Genomic DNA, 24,538 nt, shown 5'->3' with positions numbered 1-24,538 from the left:
GCTGGTTCTTTCTCTATTCTTTTTCATCCCGTACCGGCGTGATGGTAAAGGAGAAATGGCGATCCACATTGGATGGCAGACAATACTCTGGCAAAACTGGCAATCCCCACGAGTCATCCCCGCCAACTCCCATGTTAAAGCCACGGATGGAAGCGAAGGTGTAATAAGAATCTGGCAATTCTTCCTGGTGGAGGGCAGCACTGATCATAAATGGATCGTAGGGCAGAATGCTGGCCTGGAATGGGGCATCGGTCATGGTAAAGCGCAGACCCTTTTCTTCATTATCGAGCAGTTCGATCCAGCGAACATCCGTCCGGTTGCCGCATTCCTGGGGCAGCAGGTATGGCGTCATATTCTGGGCGACCGTAGAAGAGTGGACGGCCAGTTTTGCCCCATCCTTACGGTCGATGTAGTTTTCATCTGGTCCCTTGCCATAGTAATTGAAATGGGTCAGATCATTGTAGAATCGGAAATCCATTCCAAACATCGGCATTTCCGGCAAACCCTCCTGACCTTTCCAGTCGGCATCGATTTTGACGATACCAGGATAAGAAATGGTGTAGGTCACTTTCACCTGAACTGGCTCATTGGTTTTAGAAAGGCCTGGTACGTTATAGACATAGTCCACGGTCCCCGTTTTCTTATCCTCGGACAGATAAGCATTCATGGAGTCTACTTTTTCAAACATTGTGCCGGATGCCCAGATGGAGGTCTGATAGTCATGCTGGTAACCCGCTTCGTTGTCCGTTGGAGCACGGAAGAAGGCTGGTTTGCCGCTGGAAGCCAGATATTCATGACCATCCACCCGAAGTGATGTCATGCCAAGTCCCTGTTCAAATTTCATTTCAAAGCCATCGCCATAAAAGCCGGTATCCTTGTCGCCCAAAACCATTTTGATTTCGCCATTGGCGATTGCCGGATTCTTGTAGGCGCCCAGAACGTTCTGACCAAAGGCGATTTCATGGCCTTTTGGTGCATATTTGCGATCTTCCTTGAGTAAAAGCGAAACCGTCTGTACCAGCTCATCATCATATTTTTCACCATTGCGGTATTTATCGAGGTTCCAGTCAAAATCAATCTGACAGGTTTCGCCTGGCTTGACATCAGCACTCAGGATGCCCTGTTCAAGAATCTCGCCTTCCTTGCTCAGGGTGTACTGGAGATCATACGTATTCGTATTGGTAAACAGGGCCTTATTGAAAATCTTGACGCCATTTTCGTTTGGATACAGTTTGACATCCTGATACTGGTATTTCATCTCCTGCACTTTTGGAGAGAGTTTGCGGTCCGCAAACAGAACACCGTTGCCCGAGAAGTTGTAGTCCGCATGGCGATCACGGAAATCACCGCCATAGCCTAAAGCTTTCTTGCCGCACTGGTCGATGTGTTCAATTGCCTGGTCGGCATAATCCCAAAGGAATCCACCTTGATACTGGTCATATTTTTCTTCCAGTTCGATGTACTTGCAAAGGCCGCCTAAGGAGTTGCCCATACCATGGGAGTACTCCAGGTTGATATAGGGTTTGGCCGGATTTGATTTCAGGTAGTCTTCCACAACGGCAGCTGGCGGGTACATGCGGGTTTCAATCTGGGTTTCGACTTCCCACTGCTTGTCTTCATTCCAGTAGCAGCCTTCATACTGCACCAGACGGCCATCGTTGCGGTCCATCAGATATTTGGTCATCGCATTCAGGTTGGTTCCGGTCCAGGATTCGTTACCTGGTGACCAGATCAGAATGGATGGATGGTTTTTATCGCGTTCAGCCATGCTGGTGACACGATCGATCAGGGTTCCCGTCCATTTTGGATTGTCACCTGGAACCATTTTGTCGTAAGGAATCTTCTTGATGATTTCCCACATGCCATGGGCTTCAAGGTTGCCTTCGTCAATGACATACAGACCATACTCATCGCAAAGTTCATACCATCTGGTCTGGTTTGGATAATGGCTGGTGCGCACTGCGTTGAGGTTGTGCGATTTCATGAATTTGATATCCCATACCATGGTTTCTTCATCAAGAACATGGCCGCTGTCGTGTTTGAATTCGTGGCGGTTAATGCCGCGAAAAACAATCCGCTTGCCATTGAGCATCATGACGCCATCCACCATCCGGAAGTCACGCAGACCGAGTTTATAAGGAACCACTTCAACCAGTTCGCCGTTTTCGTTGTAGAGTGAAAGAACAACCTGGTACAGATAAGGGTCTTCTGCGCTCCACAGATGGATATTGTCCATGTTCACGCAAAACTGGTCCTGATTCTGGGCCCGCTGGCACGCGTTGGCGGCAACGACTTCCTGGCCATCTGCATCCAGAATCTGCAGGCGGATTTCATGGGCTTTGGCCTCGTTGAGCTTGAGGGTAAAGTCCACTCTGGCTTTGGTCAATTCATCCGAAAGCTCGGTACGAATTTCCAGGTCATTGATATGTAAGGCCGGGATACCGAACAGTTCAACATCACGGAAGATTCCGTTGAAGCGGAACATATCCTGGTCATGAATCCAGCTTGCGGTCGATGCTTTCCAGACTTCAACCGCCAGGACGTTTTCACCGTCTTCATTGATCAGGTCAGTGACATCAAATCTTGAAGGGGTAAAGCTGTCTTCGTCATAGCCCACAAATACGCCATTGAGCCAGACATAATAAGCAGTTTCCACCCCATTGAAAACCAGCTCTTTGCGCATGCCTTTTAAAGCCGGGTCCACTTCAAAGGTTTTGATGTAGGAGAAAGCTGGATTATAAGTTGGCAGTTCAGGGGGCAGAATGGCATCTACACCATCCCACTGGTACTGTTTGTTGGCATAGTTAATCTGGTCGTAACCATAGAACTGAACATGGCCAGGAACAGGAACCGTTTCCCAGTCGCTGGCATCATAGTCTTTGGCATAAAAGTCAGCTGGACGGCTGTCCTTATCCTTGGAAAATCTGAATTTCCAGTCGCCGTTCAAAGACTGGCGCCAGATCATTTCTGCTGGCTGTAAAGCACTTTCTGCATCCGGATAGTACCGGTGGTCACTGCGGGCATCGAGACGGTTGACCGTATAGACTTCGGGATCCCTGAGCCACTCCAGATTTGCGTGATCAGCTTTCATAATGTTTCCTCTGCTTTCTAAGTTTTCTCTCGTCAGGAGCATGTTTAGACAACTAAATTTTACCAGAATTTTAGTTCGAGTTTTAGTAAATTCTCGATTAATTTACACCCGCCCCAAGAAAATACAAGCGATTTTCAGCAACTCGATAATTTCCCATAATCTGCCCCTCAGCCAATTTTTCAGATCGCTTTTCGTCTATTGAAAGAATAGGTATATCCGCTTTATTTTTAAAGGATTTTAAACATAGTCTGAAGGCGGTGATCTTCGAAACCATTTTCTGTGTTTACCTTTTTCTTTTCTGAAACTTTCCTTGGGAAGGCCAGATTCGCTTTTGAAATACTGTTCTCCATCCATTGGAATTCAAGATACAGGGTTCGAATAAAAAAATAATTTTTACTCATGTTTACTTCGCTTCTCTTTTCCTGGTTTTTCAATGTTGGCTGCCTGTAAAGCCAGATCGAAACTGCAGGGGCCGATTTTAAACAAATCAAAAAAAGATCGAACAGCAAAGCGCCATTCGATCTTTGAAGAGTCCATAAAGCTGAGTTTAACCTTTGACGGCACCACCCATACCGTTCGTATAGAATCCCTGCATCTTGATAAACATGATGGAAATTGGGATCGAAACCAGAACGGCGGCAGCCGCGAAACGGACAAACCAGGTATCGATATATTCACGCTCTAACATGTTCCACATCGTTAAAGCAACAGTGTACTGATCCTGATTGGCGCCGCAGATAACCTTTGCGAAAACGAAGTCTATCCATGGAGCCATGAATGCCTGTAATGCGGTATAGACCAGAATCGGTTTTGATAATGGGATAGTGATCTTTGTGAACACCTGCCATCTGGTGGCACCATCCACATACGCAGCTTCATCCAATGCCTTTGGAATGGTATCGAAGAAACCTTTGGAGATTGTAAAGCCCATACCCGTTGAGGCGGAGTACACCAGAACCAGTGCGACTTTAATCAGATCTCCCTGCGTCAGACCTAATGCCTTCAAAATGAAGTAGGTTGCCAGCATGGCCATGAATCCAGGAAACAGCCCCAGAATCATGAACAGGTTCATATAACGGGTTCTCCATTTGAAGCGCAGACGGGAGAAGCAAAAAGAGACCGACAGCGTAAAGAACACCGAGATAATGCAGCTGAACACCGCAACGATAAAGGTGTTCATGAATGCACGTGGGAAGTTCAGGTTGTTTGTATCCCGGAACAGCGCCACATAGTTGTCAATGGTATAGCTCGAAGGAAACAGGGATGCGACATAGGCACCACGTCCTGCACGGAACGACTGCAGGGCGATCCACACCAGCGGCATGACCCAGATCACGGCGAGAACCGTCAGCAGAATGTAAACCAGGATGTTGACAATTTTTCGTTTAAGAGCATACGATTCCGGGTTAATCACTTTATTTGCCATTACATGAAGCCCTCCTCGTTCTTATAGGATCCACTGGTGCGGTAGGTCACCAGAGAAACAATTGCCAGGACAATAAAGGTGAAGATACCGATTACCGCACCCGTGTTGTACAAGTTGCGGTCGATGGTCAGTTTGTACAGCCAGGTTACCAGCAAGTCGGTATCACCGGCAGTATGACCAACCTGAGTCGGGTCACCTCTCGATAACAGATAAATAACGTTGAAGTTATTTACGTTACCGGTGAACTGTGTAATCAGATAAGGAGTGGTTACGAATAGCATGTACGGCAGCGTAATTTTGAAGAAGGTCGTAACCGCGTTGGCTCCATCAATCTTAGCCGCTTCATACAGATCGCCAGGAATGCTTTCCAGAATACCGGTTACCTGCAGGATGGTGTATGGAATACCCAGCCAGCAGTTGATGACGATAACCGTCACCCGGGCCCAGGCTGCATTCGTCCAGAATGGCAGCGGCGAACTGATCCAGCCCCAGTTCAATAACAGCGTATTGATAGCACCCTGTTCATTGAGCATCTGACGCATGATCAGCAGCGATACGAACTGAGGAACGGCAATCGATAAGATAAAGCAGAAACGCCAGAATGTTTTTCCCTTGGTATCTTTGCGGTTGATGATCAAAGCCAGAATCATACCGAGGATATAGTTCGAGAACGTTGCACAGACTGCCCAGGTCAGTGTCCAGGCCAGTACCGCCCAGAACTGAGAACCGATCTCACTGCCAAAGTTCAGAACCTCCCCAAAGTTTCTGAAGCCAACCCAGTCAAACAGAACCAGGTGGTTACCGATAACGGAGTAGTTGGTGAACGCCATGCTGATCATGAAGACCAGTGGTAAAACCGTAAAGATGATAATTCCGATCACGGGCAGAGTCAGCAGCGTGTAGTGCATCTTCTTGTCGAAAAGATCGGCAATATCTTCTTTGAAAGTCGGAAGTTTCTTTCCGCCTTCATACATTATCTGGGCTTTGTAGGCCGATTTAACGGTGCCGCACCAGATAATCCAGAAACCAACGATAATGAAAATCGTTGCGATCCCATATAACAAAATCAGCAGTGAATCATCACCGGCTGTATATTCATAAATACCTTTGGCTTCATTCCAGACTTCACCTTGTGCCACATCACCCAGTCCTGGGAGCATAGCCAGACAGTGACCGCCGAAAAGAACCATGAAAGCAATAAATGCGATTTCAACCAGAAGGAACAGGAGGCCTTTAATCCATTGATGATACGCCATGTTTCCAAAGCCCATGATGAAGAACGAGATTTTCGTCTTCATGTTTCCATGGCGGGCAGCATCCATCACGGTATAAGGAGAAATAAACTCCGTGTTCTTTTTGAACATTCTGGCAAAGAAGCCGCGTTTGTGTTCTTTAGCCATTCGATTTACCTTTCCAATCTTGATTCCTGATCATAAAGAATGCAGCCGCCAGCCGATCATCAGGTCATCAGATCGATAAGCCGGCGGCGCATCATATTTTCAGAATTGCAAACCGTTTCAGCCTTTTGAGTCTTCACATATCTTTTCAAATCAACTCTTCAAAACCGTTTTTTCAGAGTCTGACCAGACCTTCGCCACAAAGACCGGCAGGCAGACGGTTCAAGGTTTTTTAAATCCTGTAAGGATTTAAAAAACACGTATACGTGTTTTCGCGTATTCAGATTCGTCTGTATTGAAACAGACTGCTTCAAGACTTTTTAAAAGAGAAGAATTATTCCGCTTTCGCTGCATCGTTCATCTGTTTGTTCCAGTCAGTCAGTTTGCTTGCAGCATTGTCTTTTGTAACTTCGCCAGAAACTACAGATTTACCGAAGTTTTCACCATATGTGAAGATGTTGGCCATAGCGGAGAAGGATGGCTGTGGTACAGCGTTGCTGACGGTATCGTTTTGAGCAGTAACCAGGGCGGAAGAAGCAATATCAGGTTCTTCTAAGAGTTCAAGGTTGCAAGGAACGATAGAACGCTGTTCCCAATGGGCTTTCTGAGCATCTTTACCACCGAGGTACAGAGCTAATGCGTTTGCAACTTCTGGGTCGGAAGTATTTGGGTTAACACCAATGGCTTTAGAAGTCAGATACGCACGAAGTGGAGTTGCTGTGCCATCCAGATCATAGGATGGAGCACCGGCAATACCCAGTTTGTCTCCTAAGTCGCCTGCAACTGCATCGTAATCCCAAGTACCGGAGAAGAAGTCACCAGCAGAACCATCACGGACTTTACTTAAACCAATACCAGTACCAACGCCATCGTTGACGAAGTTAGGATTGTTGACCAGGTCGATCAGGTAGTTCAGGGCTTTCAGGCCGTTTTCGTTGTCGAAGTCTACACCAGCCGACAGATCCGTTCCGTTTTCGCCAAACATTGTGCATCCTGCACCATAGAAGAAGGATGCGGAATACCAGAAGTTATCAATTGGGAAGGTTACCGTGCCTTTTTCCAGCATAGTGTTCAGGTTTTTAACGTCTTCTTCAGAGAAAGTTTCGTTATTGTAGTACATGAACCAAGTGTTGGAAGTAAATGGAACACCATAAACGCCGTCATTATACGTAACAGTATTTACCAGGGAAGGATCTGTACTTTCGTTGATCACATCGAGGTTTGCACCACCGAAACGGGAAATGGCATTCTTTTCAATCAGACGGCCGATCTGGTCAGAAGCATACAGGTATACGTCAGGACCGGCAGCAGGGTCTTTTGCGAGTTCGTCACCAGCAGATCCCTCCGGAATGACTTTGTATTCAAATGTAATGTTCCAGTTTGGATGTAAAGCGGCGAAAGCTTCGCACTGTTCCTGCAGCCATCCTTTGTTCGGATCTGCTTCAGAAGTCTGGTCTTCACTTGGACCGGAAACGGTCATGGTGACTGTTTTTGCTTCTTCGGAGCCAGCGGCCTGGGAACCAGCAGCTGCACTCGAACCAGCTGTGCTTCCGCTAGAAGAATTACCACTGCCGCCGCAGCCTGCCATAGACAGAGCCATCAGACCAGCCATCAAGCCGGCGCTAAGTTTTTTCATTTCCATTTTGATTTTCCTCCTTATGTCAAAATTACAGAAATGAGTCTGAATCCCGCACTGCGCAAGATTCAGTTTTTTCTGAAGACGTTCATTCTTTTCGGTGCTTCAGAGCCGTGTTTACGAAACAGAAGCACAACATTTCGATCTAATTTGCCAAAGACAGCAGAGAGTCTGGAACAACTCTTTCTGATAGCGGTCTGTCCCGTGGCCATGTTGTGCAATAGTTCTCATGCCTTTCAAGAATGAAAACGGATTCAGAATTCAGATAGTTAATTTATATCGCAATTTCGCAGAAAGCGCCTAATTTTTTTGTGCAAATTCCAGAAAAATCCCCATTTCCTTCCGTTCAATTCCATATTTGACCGTTTTTTGATCATTCGAACGCATTTTTCGAAGCTCATGCAACGTTTATGCAAATATAAGATCTTATTTCGCGCATCGTTTACCTATCCAATTGCCTGTTTTGCCCGTTTTCGGAATTGCCCAACACTCAGCACTCCATTGTCAGCCAATGGAATGCGTGCTCAATGCGTCTGATCGTCTACTCACAGTCCGCCTCTTTTTTCTGATCGCTGCCAAACCCAGAACGCAGATGACTGCCGAGCTGCTTGACAGGTATGCAACCTCCTGCCAAGAGCAACAGCCGGGTTTTGATATTTTGTCGACATTTCATCGAACTTGAAGCCGCCCGCCAAACGGATGCTTCTCATTGAGCACAACTTTTCTGTGAACCGTGGCCTATTGTAATCCACTCCATGTGAAATTTCTAACAAAATTTCATTGAAATGGTTTTCCTGCCATCCTGAACGAACACGTTTTTAGTACTTATCGTCCACAAATGGTAGGACCAATCAAAATCAAAGAACAAAACAGTTATCTTTATGCACACATCGGATAATTTCACAAAAAAGTATGGAAAAGACACATTTTTTGGGTATGAAACCGTCTTTATTCCTTTAGTCCCTTTAGCCCCTTTTGCCTCTTCTGTCTCTTTGCGCCCTGCAAATCAAAAAAGGCTTTCCATCTCGAATCTGATATTTTTTTGCTGAACAGGAACGAGTCGAGTGAGTCGAGTCTAGCCAAATCGATAATGAATCAAAAAGCAGACCTGAAAAAGTCCAGTTTTGATCTGCCAAAAAGCAGATCAAAACTGGACTGAACTGGATATCGAATAAGATTTTAAAAAACAGATTTCTTCGCTTCAGATCGCCCTTCTTTTTAGAAGAGGGTTTCTTCTATCCGGCCTCAACCGTACGCAGTTCGGTTAAGGTTTCAAAAGAAAGTTTGCTTTTCTGAGGATAGCGCTGGCGGAAGGCCTGGACAAGTTCAGCAGATCCGTTGATGATGACACATTCGGTTCGATCTGCATCGTGCACTACGAGCAGATAGGGTTTGTATTTCGGGTTGCGAAAGTTTTTGCGGATGACCCGCCGTCCGCGCAGTTTGGAACGGGAATATTCATCGACAACGGACTGCATATCCGTAAAGACTTCCAGAAACTGCAGATTCAGACGATAGGCTTTGCGGCGTTTGTTTTTATTGACAATACGGTCAATATGAAATTCATCGTTGCAGATGATGTACTCATAGTCGATTCGCAGCGAATGATTGTAATAGTAAGCCAGCGTAAAACAGGTAATCGAAAAAACCAGTGTGTAGTAAAGTGTCGGAGACAGGATAAAGAACAGAATCCCCATTAAAATCAGCAGATTGCGAAGCATCAGCTGGGAAAACTTGGGGATCGCCGGAACGCTGTATTCAGCATAGACTTCCATAAAATGACCTTTCTTTTTGCCAGGATCCGCTGAATCTGGATTGTCTGAAACAGAACAATCCAGATCAGACCGCACATTTTTAGGCGCCTGGTCTGATTGTGTGTGTTATTGTAACAAATAATCGAATCAAATTTCGGTCAATTTTTCGATTTGGTCAGTCTGAAAGCTCAACTCCAGTCTGAACTGTTGTCTTTGCAAGAGCGTTTACTTTCTGTTTTTTGCCTTTTCTAAGCAGAACACTTGAAAAGTCCAGCTTTTTTCAGATGGCCGCCAGTTCAATGAAAGGATTTTTCCATGCGTAAATTTTCTGCCCTTCTTTTCGGGGCTGTTCTCTTCCTTGCCGGCTGTACCACACCAAATGGACAGGTTTCAAGCCCTTCCTCCACCAATTCCGTTTTCTCGGAAGAAAAAACACCTTCAAGTTCTGTTCAGGCAAAGATCAGCACCTCATCTTCGTCTGCTTCCTCTTCGGACACCGTGAACACCTCGAAAGAAAATCAGGCCAGTGTTCTCGAGCAGTTGGGCGCTCTTTCCGACCAGTCTTCTGCCAAAGAAGTCAATGCCGCTTTTAATGCTCTGATCAGCCATACTGCTGCTGCCTATGACTATTGCTTCCAGATCGATCAGCTGCGCTCAAGCCAGGTTCCTGAAACAAATACGCAACGTCAGTTCATTTTGAAAACCAAAACCGCGGATAAGATTCTCTCCTGCTACTTAGAGGGAACCACCCTCTACGAAGTCACCCGCAATGCCCCCAGTGGAATCTCGGATGCCTACGTCGCTTTTGTCAAAATGGATGCCCAGTCTACAACTGCTCTTTCTGCCAGCTTTGATAGCGGACAGTACACAACTCCAAATCCGACCCTGACGCTCAAAAGTATTCTTCCCGGTAAAGAAGAAGAAACTTCGAACTTAAGTGACGAACAGATTCGTCAGAATCTGATTGCCAACGAAACACAGTTGTTCTCTTCGATGTTTGGCAACGCCCTGCCCATTGCTCCCTACAAAAATCCGGATTTCTATACCTTCGAGATCAAACCGGATGGAGATGGGTATCTGTTTACCGTTCAGGCCAAAAATCTGAACACCTATAACCAGGTACTCGACCGGCAAAAGGATCGCAAAGACCTGTTTGAAACGGGCAATTACATGGCAGACACGTATCAGACCACCAGGGCCGAACTGACTTTCCATCTCAATGCCCAAGGTGCAATTGAAAAAGCGCTCCTGGATCTGGAAGACACATTTGTCTATGATGGCCAGACATATACTGCCTCCACTTCCCGTTCAGATACCCTTAAAAAAGTCGATGGGCCTGCGGCGATAGACTTCCTCAATTCTCTGTTTGAAAAGATTCAAAACGAAACCCTAACGGCCGGTTCTTCCTTCACGCTCGATCTGCCGCTGGAAGACTAAGATCGTTTAAGGGACAGAAACTGGTCTATTCAGAATATGATTTCATGAAAGGATTGAATTCTCGGCATCAGCAGACAATTTTATTTTATCCAAAGTCTGTTTGATGGTTTCTATGGTCAGCAGACTGGTTCAATGCAGTTTCTTTTCTGTATCAGAAACAGTTGGTCAAAAGGCCTCAATTCAGACCTGGATCCTGGGTTCAATTCGATTTCAATCCCCCAAGAAAAAGGCGGCTTTGGCGGCCGCCTTTTTCTTGGGGGATTGATGAGAGTATACATCGCCTGCCGCTTCGATTGAGCAAGTTTTTCAGACCTTGTGAATGGTCTGCAGTTTTTAAAGAGTTAGAGGCTGTTCATAACCAGCAGACAATTCTGATCTTCCTGTTTTCCTTATATTTTGTTCAGGATTTCTATATTTTATGCAGGATTTCTGATCAGACCTCCCTGCCTGCAGCCTGGTCCGGTCTGAATTTCTGGTTTGATTTTTGGATCTGAGTTTTCGGTCTGGTCTGTCCTGTTTCCTGGATGAATCCAGACAGGCCGATCAACTTAATGAACTCTGCTGACCAGACGGTTGGTATTTTTGAGCTTACGGCGGATCGAATCCAGCCGGCTTTCGAACAGCGCAAAATCATTGAGCCGCCACTTCCAATTTTCATCCCCAGGCGTGCCCGGCCGGTTAATGCGGGTCGTCTCATCGAAGTTGAGCAGATCCTGCATCGGCAGAATTGCAATCCGGCAGTCCGTCTTCAGGCAATAGTCCACCATACGGTCAGAAATGCTGCGGCCTTTCAGTTTTAAGTGACGGAAGATCTTATTGATCTGTTTGCGTTCGTGCTTTGGCAAAGAGGCATACCAGCCCTCGATGGGATCATTGTCATGGGTGCCTGGATAAACGATGCAGGCTTCTGGCAGCCGATACCCCGCTTTTTCTTCTGCAGGACCAAAAGCATATTGCGAAACCCGCATGCCAAGCATGCCGTATTTATCTTTAAGTAAAGTCACCTGCAAACGCAGGACACCAAGGTCTTCAACGATAAAGGACAGCGAAGGATCAGCTTTAAATACGGCATCAAACAATGCTTCCCCGGGTCCCTCTTCGAAGTGGCCGGCTTTTGGCACTGGATTATCGGCCGGTATTGCCCAATATCGGTCAAAGCCGATAAAGTGATCCAGGCGCACGGTATCGGTTAAGCAAGCCGACCAGCCCAGTCGTTTGATCCAGTAGTCATAATTCATCTTCTTCAAAGCATCCCAGTTGTAAATCGGGTTTCCCCAGAACTGACCATCGCCCAGATCATCTGGAGCACATCCAGAATACTGCAGCGGCTTCCCCTGTTCATCCAGTTCAAAAGCCTCGGGATATTGCCACACATCAGCCGAATCGCCCGAGACATAAATGGGAATATCCCCAATGACATGAATGCCATGCGCGTGGGCAAAATCAATGATCTTGCGCCATTGCCAAAACGCCTGCCACTGCAGGAATTTCTGATACTCGACTTCCTGTTCCAGGCTTTCATCGGGGGTTGTTTTCTGGCGCTCTTCCATGGGCCACTCCATCCAGGGCTTCATACCGTTTTTCTTTTTCAGCGCCATAAATAAGGCATAACGATCTAACCAATATGCCTGTTTTAAAAATGATTTCCAGTCTTTTTTCAGCTTTTCGTTTTCACTTCTTCGAAACGCTTCAAAGGCCTGTCTGAAATATGGCTCCTTAAATGCGCGCACTTTTGCATATTCCACTTCATCCGGATTGGAATCGAGGGTGGTGATCGTTTCCAGCAAGCCGTCTTTTTGAAGTTCTTCGATCGAGATATAAATCGGATCAATCGCAAACGACGAATACGTTCTATAAGGGCCTTCGCCAGTTTCAATCGGCCCCAGTGGTAGAATCTGCCAGATGCTCAGTCCTGCCTGGGAGCAATCTTTGATAAGGCGATATGTATTGGAAGAAAAATCACCGATTCCATAAGGGGAGGGAATCGAAAAAACCGGCATCAGAATTCCGGCCTGGCGGGGTTGTAAATCCTTAGTTACCATTTCCTGTCACAAGGGACTCAATCCAGAGGTTTTATAAAATCGGTATGATTTCTGCCCGCTTTCGGATTCAGTCCTGCTGCCGTTCTTAAGTCTTAGATATCTTTTGCCTTTCTGTCTTATTCTCATTTTTTGATGGGAATTCTGGGAAGTGCATGGATCGTTCAGACTTCTGGCAGCTTCTCCTTTCTGGTTTATTGTTCTGGCTTCTATTTTAGTCAAAAATTTTTCAGCGTGATCAATCCCCTTTCTTTTCACCTGATCAGTCACGATTTCTCAGAAACGTTCCCATTCTTTGTAGACTATTGGTAGGAATTGTTATGATTACTTTTATATTGATTTTGAACCCGTCTTGTTGAAAAGACTGAACCATCCGATTGAGGAGGATTTCTGATGCCGAAGACTGCCAGAATTCTGGTTCTTGCTGACGAACCAGTCAAAGCGTATTACGAATACTATAATGAAAAAACATTTGAAGGCATCGATCTGATCATCTCCTGCGGAGATCTGCCGGCTAAATATCTGACCTTCATTGCGGATGTCTTTCGCGGTGAAGTCCTCTATATTCCTGGCAATCATGATTCTTCCTATATTCACAAGCCGCCTCATGGCTGCGTGAATATCGATGGCCGCATTTATGTGTGGCGCGGCCTGCGGATTTTAGGTCTGGGCGGATCGTACTGGTATAAGCCGGGTCCCTATCAATACCAGGAAGCGGAAATGAACCGCCGGTATCTTTCCCTGTGGTATTCCTTTATCCGCCATCGCGGAATTGATATTCTCGTAACGCACGCTCCTGCTGCCGGGCACAATGACGGCCCGGATCTGCCTCATAAAGGATTTGAAACCTTTACTGCTATTCTCGATAAACATCGCCCAAAATACTATTTCCATGGTCATGTCCACATGAACTATGGCGATTATCCCCGAATTTCCACCTATAAAGAAACAACCGTCGTCAATGCCTTTGAACGCTATATTGTGGATGTTGAACTGCCCGATGAAGACGAGCGCAAATCCAGAAAAAAGCGCCGTAGAAAATAATGTGTTTCTTTCGTTAACGTAAAAAATTAGCGGAAGAATCCTTTTTCAGATGCTTGTGCTCTGAAAAGAGAGATTCATCCGCTTTTTTACCGCCAGTTTCAGTCTGAAAAGACTCTGCTGCAGGGAAGCCCGCAAAAAAAGCACTCCGCGTGGGAATGCTTTTTGTTCAATACATTTGATATTGGCACTCATGACATGCATCGCATGCGGATTGCAGTTCCATTTTTCTGGTACTGAGGCAGCTTACTGATCAAAATCAGTTAAGCATTGAGGTGGACCATCATGAAGTTGCAGTTGCCAGTGATGCGGAAAGGTTTACTGCTGGCTGGAGCAAAGATAACCGTTCCTTTTTCGGCATGAATCGTTTCTTCGTGATCATCGACAACAGCCGTTCCCGACATGAAGACCAGAACTTTGAAGCTTCTGGAATCAGTACTCATTTCCATGGAGCCATCCACCAGATAGAAGTCCGCTTCATACAGGCTGTTGGATTCGCCGGCTGAGAAACTTGCACTGCCATCAATGACACCATCGCCCTGATGATAGCCATGGTCATGATCGTGATCATGATCAGGATCATCGCAGTGTTCAATTTCTTCTTCGTGATCAAAGACATGCATATGAAGTTCGGCAGGCAGATCGACTGTAGGGGTGACTTCCAGGATGCGGACTCTGTCATCGACCACATAGGTCGTTCCCGCATCCACTTCAGCAGTCATCTGGGGAACAACTTCGTAATCTTCCATCCCTTTTGTAAACGACCCGTCCGTCAGAGAAGCTAAGAATTGGGCTGATTCAGTCTTTTCACCCTCACCGAGATAGACAACTGCCCCTGGTTTGGCTTCAGTGATTACCCACAGACTTGGCTTGGTTTTGTTGAGACTGTAAAACAGTTTGCCTTCTTCTCCACCCAGGCCGCGGATTTCCAGCGGCAGCTTTCCGTACTGATCGCAATCCGTACCTAAGGCATGATACCCATAGTCCATGAGCCACTGGCTAAAGGAGATACCGGCTTTGTCTCCGCTGACAACAACGCTTCCGTATTCAGGATTGGCTGAGAAGAGATACGTAGAAGCAGCTGCAAGAGGTTCATCCGTGCTGATCAGTTTCGAGATGGCTTTTTTATCGGGTTCATCAACCACAGAGGCTGGTGCTAATTTTAAAATTGACATATATACCCTCCATTATTCGCATTTTCATATTTCCGGTCCAGTTTTCTTTAGTATAGTGCGTGGCTTTTTTGAAATTGATCAGGATGCCTGAAGCTTAAAATCTCCAAAGATGAGTCCGCCTTTTTGAAGATGACTGGTTGTTTTCAGATTCTGTGAATATGAGTAGACTGGAAGAAAAGATCTGCAAAGAAAGAAGGTCAGCACATGATTGTTGGATTGATTCAGCCGCTGGTTGGCGAACAGAAAGAAGAAAACTTAAACCAGATTCTGGTTCAGATTGAATCCGCTGTTGTTGAAGGGCAGGCCAATCTGGTCATTCTGCCTGAACTTTGGAATACGCCGTTTATCAATGAGAAGATTCTGGAGCATCAGGATGAATGGTCGTTTATGATGGATGCCCTTTGCCAGCGCGCAAAAGAGCTTGGCGTCTGGATTGTGGCCGGCTCCCTTCCCTGCAAAAAGAATGGGCATCTTTACAATGCATGCGCCATTATTGACGCCAATGGAAAGATCGCCGCTACCCCTTCCAAGACGCACTTACTGGAAGTGCATACTTCAAAGCATACGTATCGGGAAAGGGATGTCTTTACCCCAGGAGATTCCCTTTGCAAAATCAAGACGCCCTGGGGATATCTTGGTGTTCTGATCTGTTATGACAACCGCTTTTGTGAAAACTATCGGCTGATTGCGAAAGACTGTTTTTTGATTGCGGCTGTCTGCGGATTTAATGAACAAGTAGGAAAGAAACACTGGAAACCACTCTTTCAGACGAGAGCCATGGAAAACCAGGTTTTTATCTGTGCCGTCAATCCCGCACAAGCCGACTATGGAAGCTATACCAGCTATGGACATTCCATGGTTGTTTCTCCAGATGGCCAGGTCATGGCCGAACTTGGAAGTGAACCAGGCAATCTGATTGTTAACATTGACCCCCAGCAAGTTGAGAAGATCCGCTTTCGCTCCCCATTATGGAAAATCCGTCGTCTGGATTTAACGATAGAAACGGTTGAAACAGACTAAACTGGAACAGGCAAGAAGCAGCAAAGCACGCGTCTGCTCCAAGTTTCATTGACGGTTGCTGCCTCCATCTTTTCTTTGATGAATATGATGGACCTGCAGTTTGTTGTCTTTGGATTTTCCTTTGCAGCACTGGCAAGTGTATCCATCCCTGGACAGTACATAGTCTCTGACGTTGAGCCAGTCTTTCATTTCGCCATTCTGGTAATCTTTGCCTTCAGGAAGTTTTTGCCCTGCAAGCTGTGCTTTCAGTTTCTGTGTATCAAAAGAGGCTGTCTCAATCACGATCTTTGAAACCGGCAGGATCTTTGTCACTTTCCGGATAACATTTAAATGGCATGTAATCTTTTGCTCCACAGAAGGCGCCAGCCATCCTTTGTGTTTTGAATGCACCCGGTGGTTAAACCTTGGCTTTCGATATCTTGTCTTGCGGTTTCTTCTTGTTCTTCTCGCCTCTCTTCTTGCGGTCAGTTTGTTAGATACATCGGTTCTCAACTTTGCATCTTCTGCATAGAGTTCTTTTGCGTCTGTACATGCGGACAATCCAATATGTTTAGATCCTGCGTCGACGCCTAATGTGATCTGTTGAACCACATGAGTATCAGGTTCATATAAAAGCTGGATGGTAAAAGGAGTTCTCTTTACTACTTTAGCTTTCTTTGCTTTTAAGAGTCTGCGGATCTTTCCGCATCGTCTGGTCGGCATCAATGGGTTGCCATCAATGTCCAGAACATAGGTCAAAGCTTCCGGCATTACAGATGCCTCCTTTCGGTAAATAAACCAGCCTGAAGGATGTAAGGTGTCCTTCGCCAATGTTGTAAATGCTTTTTACGCTCAAGCTCACCGCCTGTTACCCCGAACAGGCTTTTAAAGCAGAGCCACAGAGCTTAAGACTAGAACGATATCTTAAAGGTGTGATGACATAAACAACGGAGTTCGTATCGTCCGAAGACAATATTCACCAAGGCTACTCACAGACAACAGCCGAAGCTGTCCTGTCAAGCAACAGGGGTGTATTTCACCCCCCATGGCTTGCCATGGGGTCAGTGAGAATCAAGTATGACAACCGGACAATATTCATAAGGTATTGCCATTCTAACGATTAAGATATTGCCATTCTAACGATTAAGATTAACAATAATCAATATACTTAACCACACTTTGTGAATATGTGTGGAACCCAAAGAAAAGAGAGGATTTCTAAATGGCTTTCAAAACACTTGCAGCGATGAGTTTAGCCGCCTCATTGCTGAGTGGGGTCGTGCCTGTTCTCAATCCAGGCACTCCAGCAAACTCTTCTGCGGTTTACCGCTTGTATAACGCGCATACTGGCGAACATTTTTACACAACTGACCGCAGCGAATGCACACATCTGATCAGCGTCGGCTGGCTGTATGAGGGAACGGGATGGCAGGCGTACAACACTGGCGATCCTGTTTACCGTCTGTACAATCCAAATGCCAATGGCGGCGATCACTACTATACGGTCAATAAAGACGAAGCAGACAATCTCGTAAAACTGGGATGGAAATGGGACAATGGCGGAAGTCCAGTCTTCTACTCCAGCGGGGACCTGAATCTGTATGTTGCTTACAATCCAAACGCAAAATCCGGAACCCATAACTACACAACAAGCCAGACTGAACAAAACCATCTGGCTAGTGTTGGCTGGAAAAATGAAGGTGTCGCCTGGAAAGTTGCTGACCTCGGTATCGAAGAAGGAAATCCAGGAAACCGCACAGTTAAGGTCGATGAAAACGTAACCGGTGCCGGCGGCGCTGAACAGAATAATCCAGGATCCTACAGAACTCTGTATTCTAACAAAATGTTCGATTACACAGATTTGGACAACGAAACGCCAGTCATTGCGTTTTCTGGAGACATTGCGATCAATGGTCAGGGAAAATCTGACTACGAAACACAGTTTGTGATTGCTGGCAATGGCAGCGGCTCCGGGCAGATTGGAATCGAACTGCACTATCAGGCTGGAAATGATGCCCTGTTCAAGCAGGGGGAAATCAACGTCACTGTCATCAACTTCCCCGCAAATGCGGGAACAAGCGGTGAACAATTCTACTCTGTCAATACCATTGCCCCTAAAATCGTCGACAACCAGTTTGTTCATCTGACTGTTCATTACTATGCAAAAGGATATATGGCTGCCTTTGTTAACGACCAGCTTGTTGGTCTGTACAAAACTCAGCTGACGACTCCAAATGCCTACATTCTTCATAACTTCTGCAATGCGGGCGTTGAGTTCAGAAACCTGAAAGTTGAAAAGAACGGCGTTGATGTTACCAACCAGGGTGTTCCAGGCTTCTCTGCAACCAGCGGAACGGCCAGTCTTGTTAACGGTGCTTACTAGGCCATACAAGAATCTCTGAATTCACCATACAAGAATCATTGAATTCGCCTTCAGCTTTAAATTCTATCTATTGTCTGTCTTCCCGGTCTGTGATCTTTTTGATCGCAGACCGGGTTTTCTTTTTGCCTGCCCATCTACTCTTTTATCTGGCTTCTATGATTCTTCTGTGATTCTTTCGTTTTTGCGAAAATATTTTTTGACGCAAGGAATTGTCCTGCTCAATCGTGTTGTAAGTGAAGGAGGTTTTATTATGAAGCAAATTTCGCGAATCAGCTCTGCCATTTTATTTTCAGCCGTAATCCTGAGTGGCTGTACGAAAAATCCAAACACCACCAGTGAACCATTTGAAACCGAAGAGTCCACTCCCCAATCAGAAAGCCAGCAAGAGGAACCCTCTGGCCAAGCGGCCAAGGGCGATGAGAATCTTCACCCGATTCCTGTCGCTGATTCATCTTCTCCAACTGACTCCAGTTCCACTCTCTCGAATCCATCCATCCAAAATGCATCTCGAAGTGATCAGGAGCTGCATTCCTATCCTGTGGCTTCAGTCTTAGACAATGCACAAAGCCTTGTTGGATCCCGTTTTATCGTGATCGGCAACCTGCCCCAGAATGCTCCCATGGACGATCAGGGGCACCCGATGCTTTTTCTGTTAGGCGATACAGAAAACATCCGGCTGCGATTGAATGGAGAGGTTGGAATTGGTTCGTGCAAAGCGGCCCTGACCGGAACACTTCTTGAAAGTGAAGACGATGGTTACATCTTCCAGGTCGAAAGTTACAAGCAGCTGTAAACTGTAACTTTATCCAGAAGAAAAATCGATCCAATTGGCGTGCAGCCAGGTTGCTTTAAAAATATCGCAGCTGGATCAGTATTGCGGCAAAAAATGACAAGAGAAATCGAACAGAAAGGAAACGCCGTATGGCATACAAAGAAAATATTGAAGATGTTGTGCGGCAATTTGCGGATGGCATGTACCGGCTGGCGATGCATCACTGCGATCCAGTCCAGGCGCAGGACATAGTCCAGGAAGCCTTCATGCGCCTGATGAACACCCACCGCACCTTTCAGAACTCTGAACATTTAAAAGCCTGGCTTTATCGGGTCGTGCTGAACTTATGCACGGATTATCACCGGCACTGGTGGCAGAAAATGCGCTCGGAATACCCCACCGTCGAGCCCGCTTTCCAAGATCCATCACTCCTTGATTCCGCCCAGATGGATCTGTTGGCCAAAATCCGAAAACTTCCGGCCCGCGAAGCCTCAGCTATTTACCTGCACTATTATGAAAACCTGCCCGCAAGAGAGATTGCTAAAATCCTGAAGTGCCGTGAAGGGACAGTCTACAGCCTGCTCTCCCGTGGGCGGACCCACCTGAAAACCATTCTGGAGGCAGAGACATGAATGAAGACAAAGCCCAACATGAAGGCCAGAAAACTACCACCCCACAACAGAACAAGACCAGTGACCAATCTGGAAAGGAAGTCTGTATGCATTCTGAAGATTCATCCCAACAGAAGTACCGCCAACAACTTGATCAAATCTATCTAAGCGATGACCAGAAACAAAGACTGATCCACTCCTTAACTCAGGCTTCCCTTCGCCCCCAACGATCCCTATTTCTTTTCTTAGCTCCAGCAGCACTGGTCCTGGTTCTGACCATGGGCTTTGTCTTTCTGCCTCTGTCTGTAGCCCGCACGCTTCCCCGGCTTCCTTTGGATTCTCTGGGGCAGACGGCCCTCAATGCCAGCGGCGCGGCCAATTTAGGGGTTGTCGGCTTCTACACGCTGACCACCAACCCGCACGCTGACCAGGAATGGCCGACCCATTTACCTGTTTTTCGTTATACCCAAGCCCTCCCAGATCGTCAGATTGATCAAAGCGACACCAAAACTATCCAGGACCAACTGAATTCCTTACTTGAAAAACTCCAGATCTGTGCTTCCCTGATTGAGGCTGATCCTGAACCCTATTTGTTAAATTCCTCCATCTTTGCTCAGACTCAATATGGGCGTCTGGATTTAATTAATGCTGATTATGGGCAGTTGTTTGTGAATGGTTCGATTCCTTTTGCAGCCACCACTTCCCAACAAGCCCTGCTCGCCATGGAAAATATTATCAAAACTTACCCTGCCCTGTTTCCTTTTTCAGATCCCGTTATCGAATTGCAGCCTGTCCGTCAGACTGAAAGCGACCACCAATTCCGCTTTCGGATCTATCAGCGCCAATCCGATGAAATTGACAATCTCATTGCTTCCCAGATCGAAGCCATTATTGTCTATGCAGATACACAGGGCATTCAATCCATTCTCTATCCTTTAGATACCGTATCATCTGCCTATGAATATCCGCTGCTGACCTTGCAGGAAGTCCTGGATGACTTCGAAGTCCCTGACGGTTACGAATCTCCTTCTTCTGATCACATCTGGCTGATCTGGAAAGCTGATCTCTCTGGGCAATGGCTGATTCCCTGCTATCGAATTTACTTACAGACAAATCTGGGGATGTATGAAGCCTTCGATGTTTCAGCCGTTCGCCCAGAATATGGGCAATAAAGCCATTCTTCTTTGACCTGGAAACATGGAAGAGCTGGATTGCCTTGTGCTCCATTTTCTGAACTAAAGGATAGTTAACGATAATGCGCTGATCCAGGCAGCATACAAAAGGCCTCGAAAGATGAACTTCCATCTCTCGAGGCCTTTCCATTTTTGGCTTCTTATTATTTCTTCTGTTTGCTGATACTGGTAGTGCTTCTTACTACTGATTATTTTTCCGATGGTAAAAGCATTTGACGATCTTCTTCAGCGGCTTTTCCTTCTTGATTTTCAATTCCTGTCAGACTCTTGAAAAAAACATCTGGCTCTATGGTATTTCAGATTTTCTTCTTTTGACCAGCATCTGGATATCGCGATGCAAACTGTCTGCCATAGGCATTGTACCGATAGTTTGTCCACGCCAGCCCACAACAGCAAACGGCCAGACTGATGACAATGATCAGGAATCCACTTGTCTGGCTGATTTTTGCCAGCAGCATTGCAGCCATCGCTCCAACCATCACCATACAGGCAATGCAAATCAGGGTCAGATTGATCAAAAACCGATTTTTACGCATACAACTTTCTCCCTTCAAAATATTCAGGCCTCATTGCAATGTCATTTAGCTAGAAAAATATGACCTCAAACTTTGTATAAAAATCAAAGACAAAGTGGATGATAGGAATAGAATTTGCTGCTGATTATATCCATATGCACCAACCAAGCACAAAATATACTGATTGATTTGGCTGTATTCATCAAAATAGGTACACTAAAAACAACCCTTCGATAAGAGCCGTTTTTAAGAATTGTATGGGTGGTTTGTATCAATAAGATGCGCATATAATGCACTTATCGGTAAGTGAACCATATCAAACGATTGGGATGGAGATTTCGCTTGAAGCTCCTTTCCGGCCGAACGGGCAGTTTTTCTCTTAGCAGCTCCTCAGTCAGAGCTTGAAACTCCGCTTTTGTAATTTGACAGATTGTTCGTTTTTTCGTCCATTTCGGAGTAAACGTATTCCTGATAGCCCGTATCGCCTTAGTTGTATTGATTTGGTATTCATAAGTTGTCTGCTTCTCTTCTTTATTATCCGATTGAGATGATTCAAGAACACACTTTTTGATCTCGGAAACCAGATTGTAGAAGATAAGGGATGAATAAATCTCCTGAATGATGTATTCTGCTTTTATCGAGTGGATACGTTTCATTCCTATTCCATATTTAAGCCAGGAGAAACTCTGCTCGATTCGCCACCTTAGGTGGTAAATAAATCCAAGAGCCTCCGGAGGAAATTCTGCTTCATCCAGATTGGTAATCAGTCCTTCCCAGACGTTGTCGCCAATCTCGATAGCTACCACCCTGCAGTCAAAATCAATAAATTCAGATTCTTGATCAATCTGTCTCATTGATTTTTTGACCAGGTATTTCATCTGGGGGTTTTCTTTTTCCTCTTTTCTTTGGTGGTGGGTAAGAATGCGGCTGATCTGCTGGTCTTCTGTATGGTCAAGCTGTGTATAAGTCAGGCAGCTATACTCTCGTTCTTTCATACGTATGAGGTATTTGTGCCCTAAGGATTCAATAAGCTTACACAATGGATAAGAAAAATACCCTCTGTCCATGACAAAGAGAAATGTCTCGCCAGGATAAGCTTCATGAATCTCCTTGACCATTTTCATAGCAGCGCCCCGTTCGTCTTTGGACCTCTGGTCTTGAGTGACGATGGCTAAAAATTTGTCATTAAGTACGTCATAGGCTGCGTTAACATGAATACCGGCCCGGATAATGTTTTCCTTGTTCTTGGTATAAATGATGTAGTCAGGTTCATCTTCATTTGGCGCAACAGGTTCATTGGTTCCGTCAAAAGCGATTACCCTGTGTTCTTTATATTTTTTATCCATGGAATAAAGTGCCAATGTGGCTTTGTGCAGTGTTGAAAATACGCTGACTGGAGTCTTGGCTTTTGTCTGAACAAGTGCCGAAGCAGATGGTCTTACACTGCCCATGCCGAAATAGTTCATGGATAAATCGGAGAGTGTTGATCCATTCCCGATAATGGATGTATTCAGGAAATGGAACAAGTTTATTTTTGATGATCGATAATGACTTCGTGAGAAAGCTCCTGTTTGAGAAGCAAGAATCTTCTCCTGTTTGTGGGCAAATTCCTCAAGGAATTTCATGAATCTTTGATAAATCACGGACGGCGAAGTAACTTTAGTTGCCATATTTTCCTCCTTATAAAGTTATGTTTTCAACGTGATAAGGATTAAATTAGACAATTATAGAGTTGTTGTCAAAGCTAATTTTCGTTAAACCAGAAAATATAAAATCCACCATCTGTGCACGGATGGTGGACAATACTAACTATCAAAAACTAAGCTAAATGACATTGGGCCTCATTGATAAAAAAAAGCAAAAATCCTTGTTGATTCAATTGCCAAGAAGGCAGCAAAACGATCCGACACTATCAGAATCAATCTTCCAATCGAAAAAACAAATTCATTCCTTGGTTATTCTTATTTTATACTTTAACATTTTCTTGGGCAACGTTGTGTTTATTCCAAATAACTAAATCCAGCAGGCTTCTGTTACAAACAAATTGATGTTCGAAGTGGTAGAAATGTTAAAATCCAGGATGTGATTCTTCAAATGATTATGGTCTGCAAACCTTTATCCCGGACAGATTAGATTGCTTGAGGAAATGCAGATAATGGCTGGGAGTTCAGAAAGATGAAATGCCTTTTCTACTGATTGATGAAGCTAAATGATTTGGAAAGTAGAAATGTATCCTAAAAACATGGAATGGAACAGTATAAAACAAACCGATTTAGGTTGATATTTATAGGAGGCCAAGTATGACTGTATACCATATGAGCCAGACACTTGTGTTGGGCGAAAACATGAAAAATGATTTTGAGAAAAAAGCTGAATATACGCTTCCATTTGTACATGCTCTTGAAATCGGTATGGATTTCTTTTGTGATGTGGCAGCCAATGGTCAGGCGAAGAAATTACTACCCGATCAATTGATACATCTTGATCGTTCTGAGTATATAAAATGGTGTGTTGAAGGTGTTTTCGAGTTTGTTCGTAAAGAAGAATTTCCAAACTGCCCAAGCCGAATAAACTGCAAATACTTTTTTGACGACCTTGAAAATTTTAAAATTCTCTATGAGGCAGGCTGGAAACAAGAACCTGAAGAAAAACGCGCAAAACTCCATTTATACGAAATTGAATTAGATGAGGAGCCTTTGCAAAAATTTGATATGTGCATTTACGACAAAGCGTATGACGCTATGGCTCAAAAACAGGATATTGCTGCTGTTCTATCCTGTGCTCGAAGGTATTTTTCTAAAGCACAAAGTGAAACGCCGATTTGGGAGATTATGAGTGATCGGCCAGCCAAAGCCGTAAAGGATATATCAAGTTTTTTGAAAGGATTAGAAGAGTAAGCAAAGACTCTATGAGCTGAAACTATATTTTATGATTATTTGATCGATAGGTATCCGGATAAGAAGAGAAGAAAAAGGGATGAAAAGCATCCATTCTAAACAAACTGTGCGATGATAAAAAATAAGAATTTCTGCCCATAGCTCATTAGGCACAAATCAGCTCATGGCGAAA

General features: G+C 45.2%; 18 protein-coding genes. 8 read left to right on the top strand and 10 right to left on the bottom strand.

From position 1 onward, the window contains the following. Positions 1 to 13 precede the first annotated feature (13 nt). The 5 genes from U4956_RS09315 to U4956_RS09295 form a co-directional block, all read right to left on the bottom strand. The gene (locus U4956_RS09315) at positions 14 to 3,091 is read right to left on the bottom strand and encodes a glycoside hydrolase family 2 TIM barrel-domain containing protein (protein ID WP_323090361.1); all 3,078 of its coding nucleotides are present in this window, start codon (positions 3,089 to 3,091) and stop codon (positions 14 to 16) included. Positions 3,092 to 3,638: 547 nt separating this feature from the next. Beyond that, on the bottom strand, positions 3,639 to 4,517 hold the full coding sequence (locus U4956_RS09310; RefSeq protein WP_323090360.1) for a sugar ABC transporter permease: 879 nt from the start codon (positions 4,515 to 4,517) through the stop codon (positions 3,639 to 3,641). After that, a complete protein-coding gene (locus U4956_RS09305) occupies positions 4,517 to 5,917 on the bottom strand; it encodes a carbohydrate ABC transporter permease (protein WP_323090358.1) in 1,401 nt (466 codons plus the stop codon). The genes U4956_RS09310 and U4956_RS09305 overlap by 1 nt, the downstream gene beginning before the upstream one ends. 331 nt (positions 5,918 to 6,248) lie before the next feature. Beyond that, the gene (locus U4956_RS09300; RefSeq protein ID WP_323090357.1) at positions 6,249 to 7,556 is read right to left on the bottom strand and encodes an extracellular solute-binding protein; all 1,308 of its coding nucleotides are present in this window, start codon (positions 7,554 to 7,556) and stop codon (positions 6,249 to 6,251) included. Positions 7,557 to 8,785: 1,229 nt separating this feature from the next. Continuing rightward, positions 8,786 to 9,325, bottom strand: a complete 540-nt coding sequence (locus U4956_RS09295) for a DUF6106 family protein (RefSeq protein ID WP_323090356.1) — start codon at positions 9,323 to 9,325, stop codon at positions 8,786 to 8,788. Positions 9,326 to 9,619: 294 nt separating this feature from the next. Between U4956_RS09295 and U4956_RS09290 the strand changes: the two genes are divergently transcribed. Further along, the gene (locus U4956_RS09290) at positions 9,620 to 10,741 is read left to right on the top strand and encodes a hypothetical protein (RefSeq protein ID WP_323090354.1); all 1,122 of its coding nucleotides are present in this window, start codon (positions 9,620 to 9,622) and stop codon (positions 10,739 to 10,741) included. A gap of 548 nt (positions 10,742 to 11,289) precedes the next feature. On the opposite strand, the gene malQ is transcribed toward U4956_RS09290, so the two are convergent. Next, positions 11,290 to 12,783 carry a 4-alpha-glucanotransferase gene (gene malQ / locus U4956_RS09285; RefSeq protein WP_323090353.1) on the bottom strand — a complete coding sequence of 498 codons (1,494 nt, stop codon included), beginning with the start codon at positions 12,781 to 12,783 and terminating at the stop codon, positions 11,290 to 11,292. 390 nt (positions 12,784 to 13,173) lie between these two features. Here malQ and U4956_RS09280 point away from each other — a divergent pair, with 390 nt between their 5' ends. Continuing rightward, the gene (locus U4956_RS09280) at positions 13,174 to 13,824 is read left to right on the top strand and encodes a metallophosphoesterase family protein (RefSeq protein WP_323090352.1); all 651 of its coding nucleotides are present in this window, start codon (positions 13,174 to 13,176) and stop codon (positions 13,822 to 13,824) included. A 260-nt stretch (positions 13,825 to 14,084) separates the two neighbouring features. On the opposite strand, the gene U4956_RS09275 is transcribed toward U4956_RS09280, so the two are convergent. Next, the gene (locus tag U4956_RS09275) at positions 14,085 to 14,996 is read right to left on the bottom strand and encodes a hypothetical protein (RefSeq protein WP_323090351.1); all 912 of its coding nucleotides are present in this window, start codon (positions 14,994 to 14,996) and stop codon (positions 14,085 to 14,087) included. Positions 14,997 to 15,200: 204 nt separating this feature from the next. On the opposite strand from U4956_RS09275, the gene U4956_RS09270 reads away from it, so the two are divergent. Further along, on the top strand, positions 15,201 to 16,016 hold the full coding sequence (locus U4956_RS09270) for a nitrilase-related carbon-nitrogen hydrolase (RefSeq protein ID WP_323090350.1): 816 nt from the start codon (positions 15,201 to 15,203) through the stop codon (positions 16,014 to 16,016). A 45-nt stretch (positions 16,017 to 16,061) separates the two neighbouring features. Here U4956_RS09270 and iscB read toward each other — a convergent pair whose 3' ends face one another. After that, complete coding sequence (gene iscB / locus U4956_RS09265; protein WP_323090349.1) at positions 16,062 to 16,766, bottom strand: RNA-guided endonuclease IscB; 705 nt, start codon at positions 16,764 to 16,766, stop codon at positions 16,062 to 16,064. A 451-nt stretch (positions 16,767 to 17,217) separates the two neighbouring features. Between iscB and U4956_RS09260 the strand changes: the two genes are divergently transcribed. The 4 genes from U4956_RS09260 (at position 17,218) to U4956_RS09245 (ending at position 20,933) form a co-directional block, all read left to right on the top strand. After that, positions 17,218 to 18,378: a hypothetical protein gene (locus U4956_RS09260; RefSeq protein WP_323090348.1), complete on the top strand. Its 1,161-nt coding sequence runs from the start codon at positions 17,218 to 17,220 to the stop codon at positions 18,376 to 18,378. A 250-nt stretch (positions 18,379 to 18,628) separates the two neighbouring features. Next, entirely contained in the window at positions 18,629 to 19,171 is a 543-nt protein-coding gene (locus U4956_RS09255; protein ID WP_323090347.1) for a hypothetical protein, read from the top strand. A gap of 128 nt (positions 19,172 to 19,299) precedes the next feature. Next, entirely contained in the window at positions 19,300 to 19,782 is a 483-nt protein-coding gene (locus U4956_RS09250) for an RNA polymerase sigma factor (RefSeq protein ID WP_323090345.1), read from the top strand. Continuing rightward, positions 19,779 to 20,933, top strand: a complete 1,155-nt coding sequence (locus U4956_RS09245; protein WP_323090344.1) for a hypothetical protein — start codon at positions 19,779 to 19,781, stop codon at positions 20,931 to 20,933. The genes U4956_RS09250 and U4956_RS09245 overlap by 4 nt, the downstream gene beginning before the upstream one ends. A gap of 317 nt (positions 20,934 to 21,250) precedes the next feature. Here U4956_RS09245 and U4956_RS09240 read toward each other — a convergent pair whose 3' ends face one another. Together U4956_RS09240 and U4956_RS09235 are read right to left on the bottom strand one after the other, a co-directional pair. After that, positions 21,251 to 21,490 carry a hypothetical protein gene (locus U4956_RS09240; protein ID WP_323090342.1) on the bottom strand — a complete coding sequence of 80 codons (240 nt, stop codon included), beginning with the start codon at positions 21,488 to 21,490 and terminating at the stop codon, positions 21,251 to 21,253. A 275-nt stretch (positions 21,491 to 21,765) separates the two neighbouring features. Beyond that, a complete protein-coding gene (locus U4956_RS09235) occupies positions 21,766 to 23,139 on the bottom strand; it encodes an IS4 family transposase (RefSeq protein ID WP_323088877.1) in 1,374 nt (457 codons plus the stop codon). A gap of 630 nt (positions 23,140 to 23,769) precedes the next feature. On the opposite strand from U4956_RS09235, the gene U4956_RS09230 reads away from it, so the two are divergent. Next, on the top strand, positions 23,770 to 24,366 hold the full coding sequence (locus U4956_RS09230; RefSeq protein ID WP_323090341.1) for a DUF2441 domain-containing protein: 597 nt from the start codon (positions 23,770 to 23,772) through the stop codon (positions 24,364 to 24,366). Positions 24,367 to 24,538: the final 172 nt, after the last annotated feature.

The organism is Allobaculum sp. JKK-2023, assembly GCF_034745455.1.
GTDB lineage: Bacteria > Bacillota_I > Bacilli_A > Erysipelotrichales > Erysipelotrichaceae > Allobaculum.
The sequence above is the reverse complement of the archived record's forward strand: the minus strand, read 5'-3'. Positions and strand labels throughout refer to the sequence as shown.

Bases quoted from the DNA above. Each gene is read 5' to 3' on its own strand.
- U4956_RS09315 (WP_323090361.1), bottom strand. From the start codon at position 3,091: ATGAAAGCTGATCACGCAAATCTGGAGTGGCTCAGGGATCCCGAAGTC.
- U4956_RS09310 (WP_323090360.1), bottom strand. From the start codon at position 4,517: ATGGCAAATAAAGTGATTAACCCGGAATCGTATGCTCTTAAACGAAAA.
- U4956_RS09305 (WP_323090358.1), bottom strand. From the start codon at position 5,917: ATGGCTAAAGAACACAAACGCGGCTTCTTTGCCAGAATGTTCAAAAAG.
- U4956_RS09300 (WP_323090357.1), bottom strand. From the start codon at position 7,556: ATGGAAATGAAAAAACTTAGCGCCGGCTTGATGGCTGGTCTGATGGCT.
- U4956_RS09295 (WP_323090356.1), bottom strand. From the start codon at position 9,325: ATGGAAGTCTATGCTGAATACAGCGTTCCGGCGATCCCCAAGTTTTCC.
- U4956_RS09290 (WP_323090354.1), top strand. From the start codon at position 9,620: ATGCGTAAATTTTCTGCCCTTCTTTTCGGGGCTGTTCTCTTCCTTGCC.
- malQ (WP_323090353.1), bottom strand. From the start codon at position 12,783: ATGGTAACTAAGGATTTACAACCCCGCCAGGCCGGAATTCTGATGCCG.
- U4956_RS09280 (WP_323090352.1), top strand. From the start codon at position 13,174: ATGCCGAAGACTGCCAGAATTCTGGTTCTTGCTGACGAACCAGTCAAA.
- U4956_RS09275 (WP_323090351.1), bottom strand. From the start codon at position 14,996: ATGTCAATTTTAAAATTAGCACCAGCCTCTGTGGTTGATGAACCCGAT.
- U4956_RS09270 (WP_323090350.1), top strand. From the start codon at position 15,201: ATGATTGTTGGATTGATTCAGCCGCTGGTTGGCGAACAGAAAGAAGAA.
- iscB (WP_323090349.1), bottom strand. From the start codon at position 16,766: ATGCCGGAAGCTTTGACCTATGTTCTGGACATTGATGGCAACCCATTG.
- U4956_RS09260 (WP_323090348.1), top strand. From the start codon at position 17,218: ATGGCTTTCAAAACACTTGCAGCGATGAGTTTAGCCGCCTCATTGCTG.
- U4956_RS09255 (WP_323090347.1), top strand. From the start codon at position 18,629: ATGAAGCAAATTTCGCGAATCAGCTCTGCCATTTTATTTTCAGCCGTA.
- U4956_RS09250 (WP_323090345.1), top strand. From the start codon at position 19,300: ATGGCATACAAAGAAAATATTGAAGATGTTGTGCGGCAATTTGCGGAT.
- U4956_RS09245 (WP_323090344.1), top strand. From the start codon at position 19,779: ATGAATGAAGACAAAGCCCAACATGAAGGCCAGAAAACTACCACCCCA.
- U4956_RS09240 (WP_323090342.1), bottom strand. From the start codon at position 21,490: ATGCGTAAAAATCGGTTTTTGATCAATCTGACCCTGATTTGCATTGCC.
- U4956_RS09235 (WP_323088877.1), bottom strand. From the start codon at position 23,139: ATGGCAACTAAAGTTACTTCGCCGTCCGTGATTTATCAAAGATTCATG.
- U4956_RS09230 (WP_323090341.1), top strand. From the start codon at position 23,770: ATGACTGTATACCATATGAGCCAGACACTTGTGTTGGGCGAAAACATG.